Genomic DNA, 19,257 nt, shown 5'->3' on the forward strand with positions numbered 1-19,257 from the left:
ACTCGTCGAAATAAAAATTTTCTTATTTTGTTAGGATATAAAAGCGATGAAAAAACTGCTTCCACTTTTTATCAGCGCTGCGATTGGTGGCTTAAGCACCAATGTGTTCGCTGATACTCTGACAGAAATCTACAACCAGGCCAAAGAAAACGACCCAACTTTGCTCAACGCAGCAGCAAAACGTGATGCAGCCTTTGAAGCAATCACGTCAACACGTGCTGTACTGCTCCCTCAAATTCAACTTACTGCTGGGTATGATATCAACCAAAGTAACATTGATGCTCGAGACAGTAATAAAACAACAGCGGGTATTGGTTTTACACAAGAACTGTATAACCGCGCAAGTTGGGTAAACCTTGATACTGCAGAAAAGAGAGCTCGCAGCCTAGATGCCAGCTATGCTGCCGCACAGCAAGATTTAATTTTACGAGTTACGAGTGCTTATTTTGGCGTTCTTAGTGCTAAAGATAACCTCACATTTGTCCAAGCCGAAAAAGCTGCAGTGGGTCGTCAACTTGAGCAGACCAAACAACGCTTTGAAGTAGGGCTATCAGCAATAACGGATGTCCATGAAGCGCAAGCCGAGTATGATACTGTGCTAGCCGAAGAAGTCGCAGCACAAAATACGCTCGTCAACAGTTATGAGGATTTGCGAGAGATTACAGGGCAAGACCATTCCCAACTGGATACCCTAGATACAGCTCGTTTTACCGCCAGCAAATCTGATACCGACCTAAATACTTTGGTGCAACAAGCAGAAGAAGAGAACCTGAGCCTTTTGTCGGCTCGCATTGCTAAAGATATTGCCAAAGATGAGATCTCTCAAGCTAACTCAGGTCACTTGCCGACACTTTCTCTCAAAGGTGGCTATGGTTTCTCCAAGGAAAGCAACGATAACAACGGCAACTATGCATTAAAAGATGCTGAAGATATTAGCGTTGGGATAAACCTAGCAATACCCGTTTATAGCGGTGGTGCAACAAGTTCACTGACCAAGCAAGCAGAGTTTAATTACGTTGCGGCGAGTCAAGATTTAGAGGCAACTTATCGTAGCGTTGTCAAAAATGTAAGAGCTTTTAACAACGACATCAGCTCTTCTATTGGCATCATAAAAGCGTACAACCAAACCGTCATTTCAGCAGAGTCAGCTAAAGAAGCAACCGAAGCCGGTTTTGAAGTCGGGACAAGAACCATCGTCGATGTTCTTGACTCAACTCGTCGCCTCTACGATGCAAATAAAAATCTTTCAAGTGCGCGCTATGACTATATCTTGAACCAATTAAAGTTGCGTCAGGCAGTCGGAACGCTCAATGAACAAGATGTCTTAGACATCAACGCAGGGCTCAAAGCCAGTAAGTAAAGAATGTGGGGCAAAGTGCCCCACTCTTTTATTTCATCAGTTGATAATGTCAATCGGTACTTCCTTATCGACCAACCATTCTTTATGTCCCTGATATTTAATCATCAGAGCCACATTTGCCGGTTTTTCGGCAGTAATCGGTAGTTGCCATGTAAATCTGACTTCCCAACGGTTTAATGACAACACATTGACATCTAGGGTATCTCCATCAATTAGCCATGTATGGCCGTTTTGCTTCACGGCTAAGCTTTCAATCATCAAATTAGCTGGCAGATCTCGCTGGGAGTCTAATATCAATGAACCATGGTAGATACTGCCCAGTTCTCCACTGGTCTTTGGCATCTTATCAAGCCGAAGACTGGACTCCATAACAATATACGTTTGATCCGCCCGATTATCATGATGCCAAGCTGATGGGGCATTCGTACAGGAAGTCGTTAAAAATAGTATCCAAATAATGGTAATTAACCTTATCACCGTCATTCTCCCTTAGATTGTTGAGCCAGCCACTGCCTCAGAATGGCAATGTCGTTATCGTACTCGTTCTTTATTTCTTCAACCCAATCATTGATATTCTCCCACCATGCGGGAAGGTTAGGAGACTGCGCCTTATTTGCAACAAGCTGAATATGTTTCAACCCAATCGATCCTGCTGCACCCTTAATTTTATGTGCTTCTGATACAATCCCATCTTGATGCTTTGCCACCATATTTGAATCTAGTATTTTGAGATAATCAGGCATCATGCCCTCAAACATTTTTATACTTTCCTTCATCGGCTCTACTCCAGCAATATTCACATAGGCTTCAAGCATGTCCACGTCCAGAATACGACTATAAATATCTGCACATTCAGCATCATCGATGACTGACGAATTAACAAAGGATTTATTTAGGCCTCCAGTAGTGAAATTTGCAATCACTTCTTCTACAGCAACCACAGACAAAGGCTTGCTGATGGCGTCGTCCATACCTTTTTCTAGATATTCTTGCTTGTTTTTAAGGACATTTGCTGTCAAGGCGATCAAAGGAGGCAATGTCGCATAATGCTTACGAAAATAATGAGCGATATCAAAACCAGTCATATCTGGTAATTGAATATCCAGAAAAACCAAGTCATAGATTTCCGGATCAAACATTTCTATTGCTTCCGAACCACTCATAGCTACTGAGACTTCGTGTCCCATACTTTCTAATAGTGAACGAGCAACCGTAATGTTTAGCTCAATGTCTTCGACCATGAAAATATTGAGCTCGGGCGATTTCAACAGCTCATCTTTTGCCACAACTTTACTCAGGGGGGCTTCTATTGAAATAACAAAAGTGCTCCCGAAACCTTCTTCACTGGATACTTGAATATCTCCCTTCATCATATTGATGAGCTGCTTTGAAACCGCGAGCCCAATTCCAGTTCCCACCGCGTGTAAATTATCTTCTCCCGACTTCACTTGATAGTACATCGCAAAGATTTTATCGAGTTCTGAGGCAGGAATACCTATGCCACTGTCCTCAACCTCAATAGTAATATGCGCAACTTCACTGACCACCTCAGAAGAAACACTAACAACAACTCCCCCTTCTTTAGTGAATTTCATCGCATTACTTATCAAGTTCCAAAGAACTTGCCGTAAACGTGTCGCATCAATATCAATCGAGAGCGGCAATTCACTTAGGCGCTCCATATCGAAGCGCAATCCCTTTTGAGACGCCATCAGGGCAGAAATACTCTCTATTTCTGCGATGAAATCACCAAAGTTCAAACTTGATGGGAATAACTCTAATTTTCGACGATCAAATTTATCCATATCAATGATATCACTGAAAATATTACCGAGCGTAATTGCACTAACGTTGATGGTCTGCATTTGATGGCGTTGTTCTTCATTGAGTGGACTATCGAGTAACATTCGACTCAAACCAACAATCCCATTTAATGGTGTTCTAAGCTCATGACTGATGGTAGAGATAAATGTCGTTTTATCTCTGCTCGCTTGCTCAAGCGATTCTTCATGACGTTTTCGCTCGGTAATATCTCGTCCAAAACCTACAAGTCCCAAATGACGACCATCTTTGCTGTAGAAAGGCACTTTGCGAAGTTCAAAATAGTTTCTTCTACCATCGGGATATTCGAGCCATTGTTCGTAGGTTAATGAGGTGTTTTCTGCAAACACTTTTTGGTCAGTATCAACAATTTGCTGAGCAACCTCTTTGCTGTAAACATCCCATGGAGTGAGGCCAACAAGTTGATTCTCTGGCTTACCAGTTAGCTTCTCCATGGCTTTATTACAGCCAGAAAATACACCCTGTGCATTGCGGTAATAGATAAGATCTGGCGAAGCATCAATGAAAGAACGTAGTAATGCTGTACGCTCTGCTAACTCAACCTGAGTCCTCTCTCTTTGATAAACCTCATTTTCCAGATCTTGCATCGCCTCTTCGCGAGCTTCTTCAGCTTTGATCCGCTCTTCAATCTCAAGGTTAAGTTGGCTTATGTTATTTTGGAGTTTCTGATTCAGCTCTTGATCTCGAGAACGCATGTCCTTTAATTTTTCGACCAACTTTGTCAATCTTTGCCGTGATTCCTCCAATTGATCAACCACAACCGACAGAAAATAGACAGCCCAAGGTGTAATCAAAAGACCAAAGAAAACAGAACGAACTATATCAATATCATCAACTTGCCCATTAAGTACTAGAGTAATGCCAACTTGAACGACAACGGCTAAAGCAACCAGAGCAAGAGCAAGTAATATTGAAAAACGAAGGATTCCAAGCCTTACGAGCAAATCAACATAATACTGGGCCAAATTCTTAATCGGCTTCATTTAAAACTCCAGAGGACGCAATTCCATTGATACTAACTGTTTTATTCTAAGGTTGTAGAAAAGGTTAAAAAGAGTGGGAACTTGGTCTAACTCATTTGATAAGCGTGGGTTCTATTTCGACCGTTTGCTTTCGCTTTATACAACGCAATATCTGCCCGAGAGACCAACTTTTCACTGCTTGTTCCATAGGCAGGAACAAAGCACGCTAGGCCAATGCTGACCGTTAAGCGGTCAGAAACGCTAGATGTTTTGTGGGCAATCGATAGTTTACCAATTTCGGAATGAATACGCTCTGCCACTTGGAGTGCCCCTTCGGTATTGGTATTGGGTAAAATGAAGGCAAATTCTTCGCCCCCATACCTAGCGACACAATCACTAGAGCGATTTATTACGGATTTAAAAATATCCGCAACTTTGATTAATGCTTCATCTCCCATCTGATGTCCATACTCATCGTTGTACCCTTTAAAATAGTCAACATCGCATAACATAACGCAAAGAGGGGATTGCTCACGGATATGAAGGAACCACAATGTCTCTAACCTCTCATCAAAGCGACGACGATTACATATCTGAGTCAAGCCATCAATAAAACTCAGCTTTTCCAGTTCTTCATTTGCTGCCTCAAGTTGTTTTTCAACCAAATACCGCTCTGAGACATCACGAGCCATCACTAAAACACCAAAGGTACCAGACACTGGGTCTCTAAAGGGCGATTTCACAACATCATACCAAGTGGATGAGCCATCACTAAGATAAATCCTATCGATATAGCGTAAAGATACCCCCTGACTCAATACTTTATTATCGGTTTCTGATAGACGTTCGTAAGAGGCTTTAGGAATCACATCTTGCAATCTTTTTCCCAATAAATCATCAATTCGAGAGATACCTAGTGCTTTAACAAAAGGTTCATTACATGCTTGATAGACCATATTTTCATTGAAAATTCCGATAGAGTCAGGGCTTGATTCCAATATACTCTGTAAAATCGAGTCTCTTTGAGCAAGTGCGGCCTCAGTACTCTTACGCTTTTCCATCTCATCACGCAAGCTCTGCTGCATTTCATACCAACCTGTAACATCATGGCTGATACTTAGTGTACCTATTTTTTCCCCATGCGAATTCATTAACGTGTTCTGATAACTCTCAAGCAAACAACTTCGTCCTTCTGGACTCACTGTCCATTTACGGTAGCTGGCTCGCCCCTTCATGACATTTTGAATATCGGCAAGCCCCTCATCCTCGCGATTAAGCCAGAAACGTTGAAAAGCCCTATTGCTCGCAACCACCTCACCTTGCAGATTTTTGACAAAAATTAATTCAGACATGTTGTCGAAGGCACTCTTGATTGTTGAGAGAGATTCAACCTGCTGCTTAAGTTCAGAATGCGTGGGATGTTTAACAGAAAAGTGCAAAATCCAAACATGACGACGCTTGTATAACGAACGCTTACCGGTCAAATTGAGGACCAATGATGCCCCTCCAGATACTGGCCAATTCATAGTTTGAGTGAGACCTGCGTGTTTTGTGCAATCAATTAAGACATCTTTAATGAAGCATTGAGTCACTCGATCCGGTAATTTGAACTCTTTACCAACTTTGCGAATACCCAGTATTTGGCACGCTGTACTATTGGCTAAAATAAGCTTCTGATTAGACTCATCCAAAATCACTAACGCATTCGGTGCGAACATAAAAAGTTGTCTAAGCTGAGTCTGATGCCAATGATGGAGTTGTAAAATCACTATTACTAAACAAACGATCAGCGTATAAAGCACCGTGTGTGCTTGAAAATCTGCCCACAACCAATCTAACGCGTCATACATTCACTCACATCCATTTACTTATTTGACACACATACTTTTTAAGTTCTCAATGATAACCAGCATGGATATACAATCCAAGTACTGAAGTTATTTTGTGGTCATTTTATTAAAAACCATAAATCAATAACTTTGAGAACACTATCTCTACCAGCAAGCAAAAACATAGACGATTATTCTATTTTTATTTTAGTTATCAACATCATAAATGTTACAAAAATGTAATAACAATTAACATAACCACATGATATATATACCATTTAAACAGAAAAAATCAATTCACGAGTAATTGAAGCTTTTTTTACTTACAACTTGACCTTTTTCATTATTACCGATAGTTTGTGATGTAAGAGATATTCATATTTAGTGAATTTTTATTAAACATAAAAAGTACAAAACAATATACGATAATTATAAATAGCAATTAGTCGTAAAAACCGACTTCTATACATGTTGGTTGCTCTGTCAGGAAGACAGAGAAGCAAAGGGAGAATTGCAATGACTTTATACGATTCCAGTTTCGAGCGTGATAACTGTGGATTTGGCTTAATAGCTCACATGACTGGCGAACCGAGCCACAAGGTTGTACGCACGGCAATATCAGCTTTAGACCGTATGACACACCGTGGTGGTATTGCTGCTGACGGTAAGACTGGCGATGGCTGCGGCCTCTTGCTACAAAAGCCAGATTCTTTCCTACAACAGATCGCCTCAGAACATAGCTTTAACCTCAGCAAACAGTATGCTGTTGGTATGATTTTTCTCAGTCAAGATTCTGACAAAAGGCGTTATGCAAAGCAAATCATCGAACAAGAGCTCACCAAAGAAACAATGACCATAGCAGGCTGGAGAGAGGTCCCCATCAACTCTTCAGTCCTCGGCCCAATCGCCCTAGAATCCGTTCCTCAGATAGAACAAATATTCATATCAGCTCCAGCAGGCTGGCGAGAGAGAGATGTCGAAAGACGCTTATATATTGCTCGTCGACGGATAGAGAAACAGATCGATACTGATAAGGATGAGGACTTCTATGTTTGCAGTCTCTCCACTCAAGTCATCGTATACAAAAGCCTCTGCATGCCTGCTGATCTGCCAAGATTTTACCTTGATCTCGCAGATCTTCGCATGGAGTCCGCGATATGCTTATTCCATCAAAGGTTTTCTACCAATACCCAACCCAGATGGCCGCTAGCACAACCGTTTCGCTACCTAGCACACAACGGTGAAATCAATACTATTCAAGGCAATAGACAATGGGCTAGAGCAAGAGCCTACAAATTTTCCTCTCCTCTCTTGCCTGATCTTCACACTGCTGCACCTTTTGTTAATGAATCAGGGTCAGACTCATCAAGCCTTGATAATATGCTTGATCTCTTTCTTGCAGGCGGTATGGATGTATTTCGAGCGATGCGCATGCTCGTGCCACCTGCTTGGCAAAATCATCCGGAAATGGATAGCGAACTGCGCGCTTTCTATGATTTCAACTCTAAACATATGGAGCCTTGGGATGGCCCTGCAGGGATCGTCCTATCAGATGGGCGCTATGCTGCATGTAACCTTGACCGAAATGGTCTCAGGCCAGCACGCTATGTTATTACAAAAGATAAACTCATAACCATTGCTTCAGAGGTCGGTATCTGGGACTACGCACCAGATGAAGTCGCAGAAAAAGGAAGAGTTGGCCCAGGCGAGCTCTTAGTGGTTGACACGCGAAAAGGAAAACTATGGCAATCGAGTGAGATTGATGAAGAATTAAAACATCGGCATCCTTACAAAAGTTGGATGAAGGAAAACGTATGCAAGCTAAGACCATTTAAAGAATTGCCGGACTCTCTAGTAGGAGCACGAACGTTTAACGACGACTCACTCACCACTTATCAAAAGCAATTCATTGTCACCAATGAAGAGTTAGATCAAGTGCTTCGTGTGCTAGGTGATGTTGGACAAGAAGCGGTTGGTTCAATGGGGGACGATACGCCTATGGCGGTATTGTCATCTAAAGAGCGCTTAATTACTGATTACTTTAGACAAAAATTTGCTCAAGTAACTAATCCGCCTATCGACCCACTCAGAGAAAAACATGTGATGTCTCTTGCAACCAGTGTTGGTCAAGAGATGAATGTATTTTGTGAAACAGACGGACACGCCCACCGAGTGACGTTTGATTCACCTATTTTACTCTACTCTGATCTTCATCAGTTGCTGGAACTCAGCGATGATTATTATCGCTCTGCCCATATAGATATAAACTATGACCCCAAAGAGAAAGGACTAAAGCAAGCCATCGCCGACCTTTGTAACCAAGCAGAAACCAAGGTCAGTCAGGGTGCTGTGTTATTGATTTTGTCCGATAAAACGATAGCGAAAGGAAAATTACCTATTCCTGCTGCTATGGCCGTAGGTGCAGTACAAAATCGCCTAGTCGAAAAAGACATGCGCTGTGATGCGAACATTATTGTGGAAACAGGGGCAGCAAGAGACCCACACCAATTTGCAGTACTGCTTGGCTTCGGTGCTACTGCTATCTACCCTTACCTTGCTTATGAATCTCTGGCAAAAATGGTTGATGAAGGTAGCATTGCAAAAGGGTACCGTGAGGTTATGCAGAACTACCAGTCTGGGATTAATAAAGGACTGTATAAGATCATGTCTAAAATGGGCATATCAACCGTTGCATCTTATCGTTGCTCACAACTTTTTGAAGCTATTGGGCTTCATAAAGATATCATTAATTCCTGTTTTAAAGGGGTAATAAGTCGTATACAAGGTGCTGACTTTGATGATATCGAACAAGATCTGTTTAACCTCAACCGAATCGCATGGATCAAACGTAAACCTCTTCAACACGGTGGCTTGCTCAAGTATGTTCACGGTGGTGAATTTCATGCTTATAACCCTAATGTCGTCAATAAACTTCAATTGGCTGTCAAATCGGGGCAAAACGCTGATTATCTGGATTACGCCAAACAAGTTAACGATCGCCCAGTAGCAATGCTTCGCGACCTCCTTACTCTGGTTCCCGTCGCGAAACCCATCCCGATGGAAAAAATTGAGCCCGCAAGTGAACTTTTCAAGCGATTTGATTCAGCAGCAATGTCGATTGGTGCTCTAAGCCCAGAAGCACACGAAGCCTTAGCTGTTGCCATGAACCGACTTGGTGGATTTTCCAACTCTGGTGAGGGAGGAGAAGATCCCAAAAGGTTCGGTACCCAAAGAAACTCCCGCATCAAGCAAGTCGCCTCAGGGCGCTTTGGAGTAACACCACACTATTTAGTCAACGCTGATGTGCTTCAAATAAAAGTTGCGCAAGGTGCAAAACCTGGAGAGGGTGGGCAATTACCTGGCCATAAGGTTACGGCAGAAATTGCCAAGCTTAGATACTCTGTTCAAGGTGTAACCTTAATTTCGCCACCACCGCATCACGATATCTACTCGATCGAGGATCTCGCTCAGCTGATTTTTGATTTAAAGCAAGTCAACCCAGAGGCTTTAGTTTCGGTCAAACTCGTATCTGAACCTGGAGTCGGAACCATAGCAACAGGGGTAGCTAAAGCTTATGCTGACCTTATCACTATATCAGGTTATGACGGTGGTACTGCAGCAAGTCCCCTAACTTCAGTAAAATACGCAGGTAGTCCCTGGGAGCTTGGCCTTGCAGAGACACAGCAAGCGCTAGTTGCCAATGGCGTTCGACACAAGATCCGCTTACAAGTTGATGGAGGACTTAAAACTGGGCTTGACGTGGTAAAAGCAGCAATTTTAGGTGCTGAGAGTTTTGGTTTCGGAACCGCTCCAATGGTCGCAATGGGATGTAAGTTCCTACGAATCTGTCATTTGAATAACTGTGCTACTGGAGTCGCCACTCAAGACAATACTTTACGTAAAGAGTACTTCAAAGGGCTACCCGACATGGTCATGAACTATTTCGTCGGGCTCGCTGAAGAAGTTCGCCAGCTTCTAGCTACATTAGGCGTCGAAAAATTAACTGACTTAATAGGTCGTCTTGATCTTCTTAAACAAGTTGAAGGGATGACTGCAAAACAAAGTAAATTAGATTTGAGTGGGATACTCACTAAACCGGTCTCTCCCGATCATCATCCAGTCTCTTGGACCGAGCCCAATACACCATTTGATGATGCACAGCTCAATCAAGCCATGTTGCTCAAAGCACAAGACGCGATTGATAAAAAATATCCAGCTGAATTTTTTTATGATGTCATCAATACCGATCGTTCTATTGGCGCACGTATTTCTGGAGAAATTGCCAAAAAACACGGCAATCAGGGAATGTCCTCAACTCCGATCAAGATCCATTTACGAGGAACAGCAGGACAATCATTCGGTGTTTGGAATGCGGGAGGGCTTGAGCTTTACCTCACAGGGGATGCGAACGACTACGTAGGTAAAGGTATGGCAGGTGGCAAGATCACGATTAAACCTCATCAGGGTACCGCTTTCTCTTCTCATGAAGCCGCAATTATCGGCAATACCTGCTTATATGGCGCGACAGGTGGAAAACTTTTTGCCGCTGGAACCGCTGGTGAACGTTTTGCTGTTCGTAATTCAGGCACAATTGCTGTCCTCGAAGGCTCTGGTGACAATGCATGCGAGTATATGACGGGAGGTATTGTTGCCATTTTAGGCTCTACAGGCGTTAATTTTGGGGCAGGCATGACTGGCGGCTTCGCCTACGTTCTTGACAAAACAGAAGACTTCCTCGACCGAATTAACCAAGAATCCGTCGATACTGTTAACTTGTCTGATCTGGTGATCCACCAAGAGCACCTGCGAGGGTTAATTGCGGAGCATTTAGAAGAAACAGGATCAAGTTACGCTGAAACAATATTGGCTAATTTTGATGAGTGGATCCCTAAATTTATGCTGGTAAAACCTAAAGCCGCAGATGTCAGTACCTTACTAGGTCATCAAAGCAGAAGTGCCGCTGAATTGCGTGTCCAGGTCCAATAATCGTCATGGAGGATAATTAAGTCATGAGTCAAAATGTATATCAATTCATTGACGTAAAGCGTGTAGACCCGGCTAAAAAAACCATAGATACGCGGAAAATTGAGTTTGTAGAAATCTATGAACCTTTCACGAAACAGCAAGCAAAAGCACAAGCTGACCGCTGTCTAGATTGTGGAAACCCATATTGTGAGTGGAAATGTCCCGTTCACAATTACATCCCTCAGTGGTTAAAGCTAGCAAACGAGGGCAGAATCTTTGAAGCCGCCGATTTATCTCACCAAACAAACAGCCTACCAGAGGTTTGCGGACGAGTGTGTCCACAAGACCGCTTATGTGAAGGATCATGTACTCTCAACGAAGATTTTGGTGCAGTGACCATAGGAAATATTGAAAAATACATAACTGATAAAGCGTTTGAAATGGGCTGGAAGCCCAACATGTCAGGTGTAGAATGGACAGACAAAACGGTAGCTATTATTGGTGCCGGTCCCGCAGGCCTTGCCGCAGCGGATGTATTAGTGCGTAATGGCGTAAAACCTGTTGTTTTTGACAGATATCCAGAAATAGGTGGGTTATTGACGTTTGGAATTCCTTCTTTCAAACTCGAAAAAGACGTTATTAAAAACCGCCGCAAGGTTTTTTCTGAAATGGGTGTAGAGTTCAAGCTTAATGTTGAGGTAGGAAAAGACGTTGAACTAGATACTTTACTAGAAGATTTTGATGCCGTTTTCCTCGGTGTGGGAACATACAAAAACATCAGGGCCAATCTAAAAAATGAACAAGCACCGGGTGTCTACGACGCCCTGCCCTTCCTTATCTCCAATACTTATCAAGTAATGGATTTAGATTCTCCTCAAGCAGAGATTTCCATGACGAGCAAAAAAGTCATCGTGCTTGGTGGTGGCGATACAGCAATGGACTGCGTCAGAACTTCCATACGCCAAGGAGCAGCCGATGTCACTTGTGCTTATCGCCGTGATGAAGAAAACATGCCCGGCTCACGTCGAGAAGTAAAAAATGCCAAAGAAGAAGGCGTCAAATTTGAATTTAATATTCAGCCATTGAGTATTGAGGTGGATAAAGAAGGTAAGGTTATCGGTGTTAAATTTATCAAAACGGCATTGGGGGCGCCAGACGAAGCAGGGAGACGTCGCCCTGAGCCAGTGCAAGGTAGTGAGCATACCCTTGACGCCGATGCTGTCATTATGGCTTTTGGGTTCCAGCCTCACTCTATGTCATGGCTTACACCTCATGATGTAGAGCTTGATGACTGGGGAAGAATTAAGGCTCCGCTGAATCAACAGTACCAATTCCAAACCAGTAATCCAAAGATCTTTGCTGGTGGTGATGCTGTGAGAGGGTCTGATTTAGTGGTCACAGCCATTGATGAAGGTCGAAAAGCCGCGGAAGGTATTCTTGACTTCTTAGAGGTATAGTAAGTAGGTTGATGGTAACACCATCAACCTAACGCTCGAGTAACGTCAATAGACTTTGACGAAATAGGATTTTCAATCTATACATGATAGATTTTTTTATTTCCAGAGAGATAGTTATGAAAGTCGCCATTATGGCCTTTGCATTACTCACGCTCACCGCTTGCAGCCAAGGAGTTAAGAGTATGTCGGATAGAACTTCGTCCCCATGCAATCAAAAACCAAACTGTGTATCTACCGAGGATGAAAGACAGCAGCACCATATTCCACCGTTTAGCCTAGCGGCTGGTACTGATATCGACACCATTGAACGTATCGCGCTTCAGTTACCAGGATCAAAAACTGCGATCAAAAAACACGATTATCTCCGTATCGAGTGCACTTCCAAAATTCTGCGCTTTGTCGATGATCTTGAGCTGCGTCTCCAAGGAGAACAACTCATTGTTCGTTCAGAATCCAGAGTGGGTTATTCAGATTTTGGCGTCAACAGAAAACGAACTGAACAGTTAAGGCAATTATTGCAACAGCAAGGCGTGCTTCAGTAAAAATTAAAGAAAAAGCCGAAGTAATATACTTCGGCTTTTAGATTGAGATTTTATTGTTCTCTAAAAACAACTAACCTTTTAGGAGCAATATTGCCGTCATCATTCATTTCTCCTACGCCAATAAAGAGTTTCTCTTCTCCTTTAGTAAGGCGAACAGGTCCCTCAGTCGGCGCTCCAAGCACTTGAACAGGCTGGCCATGTTGGGTCAAATTAGCAAGTTCTGGGATCAAGTTTACCTCAGGCAAACGGGAAACTGCGCTATCCATTGGTAATAGCAGTGCGTCGATCTCTTCGTTCGAGGAATCTTCTTTTTGCTGAGATTTCTCGACGAGCTCATGAAGTTGTTCAAGTGTCACCATCTTGTCATAAGGATAATCAGCAACGGCTGTACGTCGAAGCATAGTAACGTGAGCCCCGCAACCAAGCATTTCACCTAAATCATCAACAATAGTGCGGATATAAGTCCCCTTTGAGCAATGAATTTCCATTTCGACTTCATCACCCTCGAAGTGATGTAAGATGATCTCATATACTTGAATGCTTCGGGCTTCTCTCGGTACCTCGATACCTTGACGAGCATACTCATATAGAGGCTTACCTTGGTACTTTAAAGCAGAGAACATAGAGGGCACTTGTTCTGATTGGCCTCGAAACTTATCGATGCATACCTCTAACTGCGCTAGGCTAACCTCTACGGGACGAGTTTCGACAACTTCACCATCAGAGTCGGAAGTGTTAGTCCTTTGTCCTAACTTAGCAATAACTCGATACCGTTTATCTGACTCGAGCAAAAACTGTGAAAACTTCGTCGCCTCACCAAGACATATTGGGAGCATACCCGTTGCAAGAGGATCAAGAGCGCCAGTGTGTCCTGCTTTTTCAGCAAAATATATACGTTTTACTTTCTGCAGAGCATCATTTGAAGAAATGCCTGTTGGCTTGTCTAACAGAACGATACCATTAATTGGGCGACCTTTACGACGACGAGCCATTAGCTATCATCTCCCGAAAGGTCTTCGTCACGTCCACTGTCTTGCTGTTTACGCTTATCTTGGTTAACAACCTCAGAGACCAAATTGGACATACGCATACCTTCAACGAGCGTATTATCATAGTAAAAACGCACTTCAGGTGTTAAACGTAGACGAATACGCTTACCTAACATCATACGAATATGAACTTCATGTTCACGTAACGCTTCTAGACAGGACTCTGGAGTTTGTTCACCAACACATAAAAATGTAACAAAGACTTTTGCATAAGCCAGATCACGAGACACTTCCACATCAGAGATCGTCACCATTCCGAGGCGAGAGTCACGAACCTCTCGTTGCAAAATTAACGCTAGCTCTTTTTGCAGTTGCTGTGCAACACGCTGTGTTCTACTAAATTCTTTTGACATAAACTTTTCTCTTATTAGAAAGAATGGGGGGATGGTTCTAACCAGCCCCCCATGGTGTATTCAACAACCCATCACCAAGCCTCTTATTATAACGAGACTGGTAATGTTCGTTCATTAGTCAAGTGTACGTTTTACTTCAACGATTTCAAATACTTCGATCTGATCGCCTACACGAACATCGTTGTAGTTTTTAACGCCAATACCACATTCGTAACCGTTCTTAACTTCTTGAACGTCATCTTTGAAGCGGCGCAGAGACTCAAGTTCACCCTCATAAATAACCACATTTTCACGCAAGACGCGAATAGGGTTATTACGTTTGATGGTTCCCTCTGTCACCATACAACCCGCGATAGCGCCGAGTTTAGGTGACTTAAATACATCACGTACTTCAGCAAGACCAATAATCTCCTGCTTGAATTCAGGAGCAAGCATACCGCCCATTGCTTGTTTAACTTCATCAATCAATTGATAAATGATTGAGTAGTAACGTAAATCAAGGTTTTCCGTTTCGACAGTACGACGAGCAGATGCATCGGCACGAACGTTAAAGCCCAAGATAATTGCGTTAGAAGCAGCCGCCAATACAGCATCAGTCTCTGTAATACCACCGACACCTGAACCAACAATGTTCACTTTAACTTCATCAGTAGAAAGCTTAATCAAAGAATCAGAAATGGCCTCAACAGAACCTTGAACGTCAGCTTTCAGTACCACATTCAGCTCTGCTACTTCACCAGCCGCCATATTAGAGAACATATTCTCTAGCTTAGCTTTTTGCTGGCGAGCCAATTTGACATCTCGGAACTTACCTTGACGGTAGTTAGCAACTTCACGAGCTTTACGCTCATCACGAACAACCGTTGCTTCATCACCAGAAGCTGGAACACCGGATAATCCCAAAATCTCAACAGGAATCGACGGTCCTGCAGAAAAGACTTCTTGGCCATTTTCATCGCGCATGGCTCTAACACGGCCATACTCTTGACCACATAGAACAATATCACCCTTGTTTAGAGTACCTGACTGAACGAGAACTGTCGCTACCGGACCGCGTCCTTTGTCTAGACGAGATTCAACAACTACGCCCGACGCCATACCCTCTTCAACAGCCGTCAACTCAAGAACTTCGGATTGAAGTAAGATCGTCTCTAACAAGCCTTCAATGTTTGTGCCTTGTTTTGCAGAGATATGCACAAACATGTTTTCGCCGCCCCATTCCTCAGGAATAACATCATATTGAGCAAGCTCATTTTTAACATTGTCTGGGTTAGCATCTTCTTTATCAATCTTGTTCACTGCAACGATCAAAGGTACTTCAGCCGCTTTCGCGTGTTGAATAGCTTCAATTGTCTGTGGCATTACACCATCATCTGCAGCAACAACAAGAACAACGATATCAGTCGCTTGAGCACCACGAGCACGCATTGCAGTAAAGGCCGCGTGTCCAGGAGTATCAAGGAAAGTGATCATTCCATTGTCAGTTTCTACATGGTAAGCACCGATATGCTGTGTAATACCACCAGCTTCGCCAGAAGCAACATGAGCTTTACGAATATAGTCAAGTGTCGACGTCTTACCGTGGTCAACGTGACCCATGATGGTAACTACAGGCGCTCGAGGAACAGACTCAGCGTTATTGTCTCGGTCAGAAAGTACTGCTTCTTCCAACTCGTTTTCTTTGCGTAGGATAACCTTGTGGCCCATCTCTTCAGCAACAAGCTGTGCTGTTTCTTGGTCAATCACTTGGTTGATGGTTGCCATAGCTCCCATCTTCATCATTACTTTAATGACCTCAGTGCCTTTAACCGACATTTTATTTGCCAGTTCAGAAACAACGATGGTTTCACCGACTACAACATCAGCTTTTGCAACGGTTGCAGACTTATCAAAGCCTTGTTGCATTGAAGTTGGCTTAGCAAGCTTACCTTTGTTACGCCCTTTTGCACCGCGTTGATTGCGCCCACCACGAGGAGCCACATCTTCATTAGCGGCTGATGCTTTTTTCTTTTTCTTGCGACGAGCTCCCTCTTCACGACGATCCGCTGCATCTTCAGCTTCTCTCGCGTATGAAGAAGTCGTTACATGATAGTCTGAATTTTCAAGTTCCTTTTTCTTGGCTTCTTCTTCAGACCAACGGGCTTCATTTTCTTCAGCAAGCTTCTTCGCTTCTTCAACGAGCTTAGCTGCTTCTTGCTCTGCTTTACGCTGAGCTTCTTCTTCCTGACGACGTTTTAATGCCTCAGCTTCTTGTTGCGCTTGCGTATTTACTTCCGCAGTTTTTGCATTCATGTCTTTCTTAGCCTTTTCAGCTTGGACGCGTTTTGCCTTCTCTTCAGCTTCACGTTTTGCATCCGCTTCTCGTTTCGCTTTTTCTTCGGCCTCGCGTTGTGCTTTTTCTGCAGCCTCACGTTTTGCTCGCTCCTCAGCTTCACGTTTCGCAATCTCTTCTGCTTCACGTTGAGCGGCTTCTTCAGCCTCACGTTTTGCATCGTCTTCGATAATGCTGCGCTTCACGTAAGTTCGTTTTTTACGAACTTCTACTTGAACATCTTTACTCTTACCACCTCCAGCATTTACGCTCAATGTGCTGCGAGTTTTACGTTGCAATGTTAAACGAGTCGGCTCTGCTTCACCTGAAGTATCACCGTGCTCTTTTTTTAAGTGAGTTAATAATTGCTGTTTCTCTTCATCAGAAACTTTATCACTGCCCGCTTTTTTCATTCCAGCGTCAGCAAGTTGTTCAATTAAGCGGTCCACTGGAGTTCCAATTTCTTCACTCAGTGCCTTAACAGTCGTTTGTGTCATGCCGCTTCCTCCTTGCTGAAATTATTCGTCTTCACCGAACCAACAGATATTACGAGCAGCCATAATAAGCTCTCCCGCACGTTCTTCTGTCAGACCTTCAATACTCTCGATATCGTCAATACCTTGCTCTGCTAGATCTTCTAGGGTAGCAACGCCACGAGCAGCTAGTTTAAATGCCATCTCACGCTCTAAGCCCTCTAGACCTAACAGGTCGTCTGCAGGTTCAACACCTTCAAACGATTCTTCTTGGGCAAGAGCTAGAGTTGTTAACGCATTTTTGGCGCGATTACGTAGCTCTTCGACAAGCTCTTCATCTAAACCATCCACTTCAAGTAATTCGTTCACTGGAACATAAGCGACTTCTTCAAGGGTTGAAAAGCCCTCTTCAACAAGAAGCTGTGCAAAATCTTCTTCAATGTCGAGATGTTTCATGAAGTTCTCAATCGCTGCTTGAGACTCTTCAGCGTGCTTTTTATGAAGATCGTCCACTGTCATTACGTTTAACTCCCACCCTGTTAGCTGGGATGCAAGACGTACATTTTGACCATTTCGACCGATTGCTTGGGCTAAATTGTCAGCCTCAACAGCAATATCCATCGTATTTGTATCTTCATCAACAATGATGGATGCCACATCAGCAGGAGCCATTGCATTGATAACAAATTGAGCAGGATTATCGTCCCAAAGCACGATATCAATACGTTCCCCACCGAGTTCACCAGAAACGGCTTGAACACGAGCACCGCGCATACCTACACAGGCTCCGACAGGATCAATACGTTTATCATTGGTTTTAACCGCAATCTTAGCGCGAGAACCCGGATCACGAGCTGCACCTTTTAGCTCAATGATCTCTTCAGCAATTTCGGGAACCTCTACCCTGAAGAGTTCAGCAAGCATATCAGGCTTAGAACGTGTGATGAACAGCTGAAAACCCCTAGCTTCAGGCGCAACTTTGTACAACAAACCGCGAACCCTGTCACCTGGACGGAAGTTTTCACGAGGCAGCTGGTCATCGCGAAGTATAACCGCTTCAGCATTGTTGCCTAAGTCTAAGACAATAGTGTCGCGATTGACTTTTTTTACCACACCAGTGACGAGCTCACCTTCATTGTCAATAAACTGTTCGACAATTTGAGCTCTCTCCGCCTCACGTACTTTTTGTACGATAACTTGCTTTGCCGTTTGCGTCGTAATACGGTCAAAAGTAACTGACTCTATATCATCTTCTACGAAGTCACCTAATTGAATCTCAGCATCTTCGTATTGAGCAGCCTCAAGTGAAATTTCTTTTGTTGGATTTTCTACCTCTTCAACGACTAACCAACGGCGAAATGTATCAAACTCGCCAGTTTTACGGTCAATCTCGACACGAACATCAATCTCAATTTCGTGTTTCTTTTTAGTAGAAGTCGCAAGTGCAATTTCAAGGGCCTCAAAGATACGCTCACGAGGGACAGCTTTCTCGTTGGATACCGCTTCTACTACCGCTAAAATTTCTTTACTCATTTTAAATAGCCTCTAAGACTTTAATTAAAATTTAGGGATCAGGTTAGCTTTTGAAATATTGCTAAGTGCAAACTCTTCAGTATTGCCATCTACCGCAATGGATATGATTTCACCATCAACAGACTCAATGATGCCTTTCCATTTACGGCGATTATTCATAGCCATTTTCAAGACGAGGCTTACCTCGTGACCGATAAATTGCTCATAGTGTGCAGCTTTAAATAGTGGTCTCTCTAATCCTGGCGAAGAGACTTCTAGGTTATAAGCTACCGTAATGGGGTCCTCAACATCCATAACCGCACTAACTTGACGGCTAACTTCTGCACAATCTTCAACATTGATCCCGTTGGCATGATCAATGAAAATACGCAATGTCGAGTGCTCACCAGCACGTATGAACTCTAATCCAACCAACTCATAACCTGATGCCGCAACAGGGGCTTCAAGCATTTCAGTAAGTTGCTTCTCTAAACCAGTCATTTCAACCACTCCAGAAACAAAAAAGGGCTCAGAGCCCAATTTAAATACCAAGCACAATCTAAATCTCATTAAATATAAGAATTTAGATAACAAAAACACAC

At 43.2% G+C, this 19,257-nt stretch carries 12 protein-coding genes; 4 read left to right on the top strand and 8 right to left on the bottom strand.

All coding sequences use genetic code 11. The features are described 5' to 3' along the window. The first annotated feature begins 46 nt into the window (after positions 1-46). Entirely contained in the window at positions 47-1,360 is a 1,314-nt protein-coding gene (gene tolC / locus RH40_RS19515; RefSeq protein ID WP_009603445.1) for an outer membrane channel protein TolC, read from the top strand. A 36-nt stretch (positions 1,361-1,396) separates the two neighbouring features. Here tolC and RH40_RS19520 read toward each other — a convergent pair whose 3' ends face one another. The 3 genes from RH40_RS19520 to RH40_RS19530 form a co-directional block, all read right to left on the bottom strand. Next, complete coding sequence (locus RH40_RS19520; protein WP_050790469.1) at positions 1,397-1,837, bottom strand: hypothetical protein; 441 nt, start codon at positions 1,835-1,837, stop codon at positions 1,397-1,399. A 2-nt stretch (positions 1,838-1,839) separates the two neighbouring features. Continuing rightward, entirely contained in the window at positions 1,840-4,185 is a 2,346-nt protein-coding gene (gene arcB, locus RH40_RS19525; RefSeq protein ID WP_009603447.1) for an aerobic respiration two-component sensor histidine kinase ArcB, read from the bottom strand. 86 nt (positions 4,186-4,271) lie between these two features. Continuing rightward, positions 4,272-6,014: a diguanylate cyclase domain-containing protein gene (locus RH40_RS19530; RefSeq protein ID WP_009603448.1), complete on the bottom strand. Its 1,743-nt coding sequence runs from the start codon at positions 6,012-6,014 to the stop codon at positions 4,272-4,274. Positions 6,015-6,509: 495 nt separating this feature from the next. On the opposite strand from RH40_RS19530, the gene gltB reads away from it, so the two are divergent. From gltB to RH40_RS19545, 3 genes are all read left to right on the top strand, one after another. Then, positions 6,510-10,979, top strand: coding sequence for a glutamate synthase large subunit (gene gltB / locus RH40_RS19535; protein ID WP_009603449.1), 4,470 nt, complete (start codon positions 6,510-6,512; stop codon positions 10,977-10,979). A gap of 23 nt (positions 10,980-11,002) precedes the next feature. Further along, complete coding sequence (locus RH40_RS19540; RefSeq protein WP_009603450.1) at positions 11,003-12,415, top strand: FAD-dependent oxidoreductase; 1,413 nt, start codon at positions 11,003-11,005, stop codon at positions 12,413-12,415. Positions 12,416-12,531: 116 nt separating this feature from the next. Then, on the top strand, positions 12,532-12,957 hold the full coding sequence (locus RH40_RS19545; RefSeq protein ID WP_241209916.1) for a DUF1499 domain-containing protein: 426 nt from the start codon (positions 12,532-12,534) through the stop codon (positions 12,955-12,957). A 50-nt stretch (positions 12,958-13,007) separates the two neighbouring features. On the opposite strand, the gene truB is transcribed toward RH40_RS19545, so the two are convergent. The 5 genes from truB to rimP all read right to left on the bottom strand — a co-directional run bounded on the left by truB (position 13,008) and on the right by rimP (position 19,156). Then, positions 13,008-13,949: a tRNA pseudouridine(55) synthase TruB gene (gene truB / locus RH40_RS19550; protein WP_009603452.1), complete on the bottom strand. Its 942-nt coding sequence runs from the start codon at positions 13,947-13,949 to the stop codon at positions 13,008-13,010. Then, the gene (rbfA, locus tag RH40_RS19555; RefSeq protein ID WP_009603453.1) at positions 13,949-14,359 is read right to left on the bottom strand and encodes a 30S ribosome-binding factor RbfA; all 411 of its coding nucleotides are present in this window, start codon (positions 14,357-14,359) and stop codon (positions 13,949-13,951) included. The genes truB and rbfA overlap by 1 nt, the downstream gene beginning before the upstream one ends. A 114-nt stretch (positions 14,360-14,473) precedes the next feature. Then, positions 14,474-17,167, bottom strand: a complete 2,694-nt coding sequence (infB, locus tag RH40_RS19560; RefSeq protein ID WP_009603454.1) for a translation initiation factor IF-2 — start codon at positions 17,165-17,167, stop codon at positions 14,474-14,476. A 21-nt stretch (positions 17,168-17,188) separates the two neighbouring features. Then, the gene (nusA, locus tag RH40_RS19565; protein WP_009603455.1) at positions 17,189-18,676 is read right to left on the bottom strand and encodes a transcription termination factor NusA; all 1,488 of its coding nucleotides are present in this window, start codon (positions 18,674-18,676) and stop codon (positions 17,189-17,191) included. Positions 18,677-18,700: 24 nt separating this feature from the next. Then, complete coding sequence (rimP, locus tag RH40_RS19570; RefSeq protein ID WP_009603456.1) at positions 18,701-19,156, bottom strand: ribosome maturation factor RimP; 456 nt, start codon at positions 19,154-19,156, stop codon at positions 18,701-18,703. Positions 19,157-19,257: the final 101 nt, after the last annotated feature.

Source organism: Vibrio caribbeanicus ATCC BAA-2122 (assembly GCF_000165125.1).
Classification (GTDB): Bacteria; Pseudomonadota; Gammaproteobacteria; order Enterobacterales; family Vibrionaceae; genus Vibrio; species Vibrio caribbeanicus.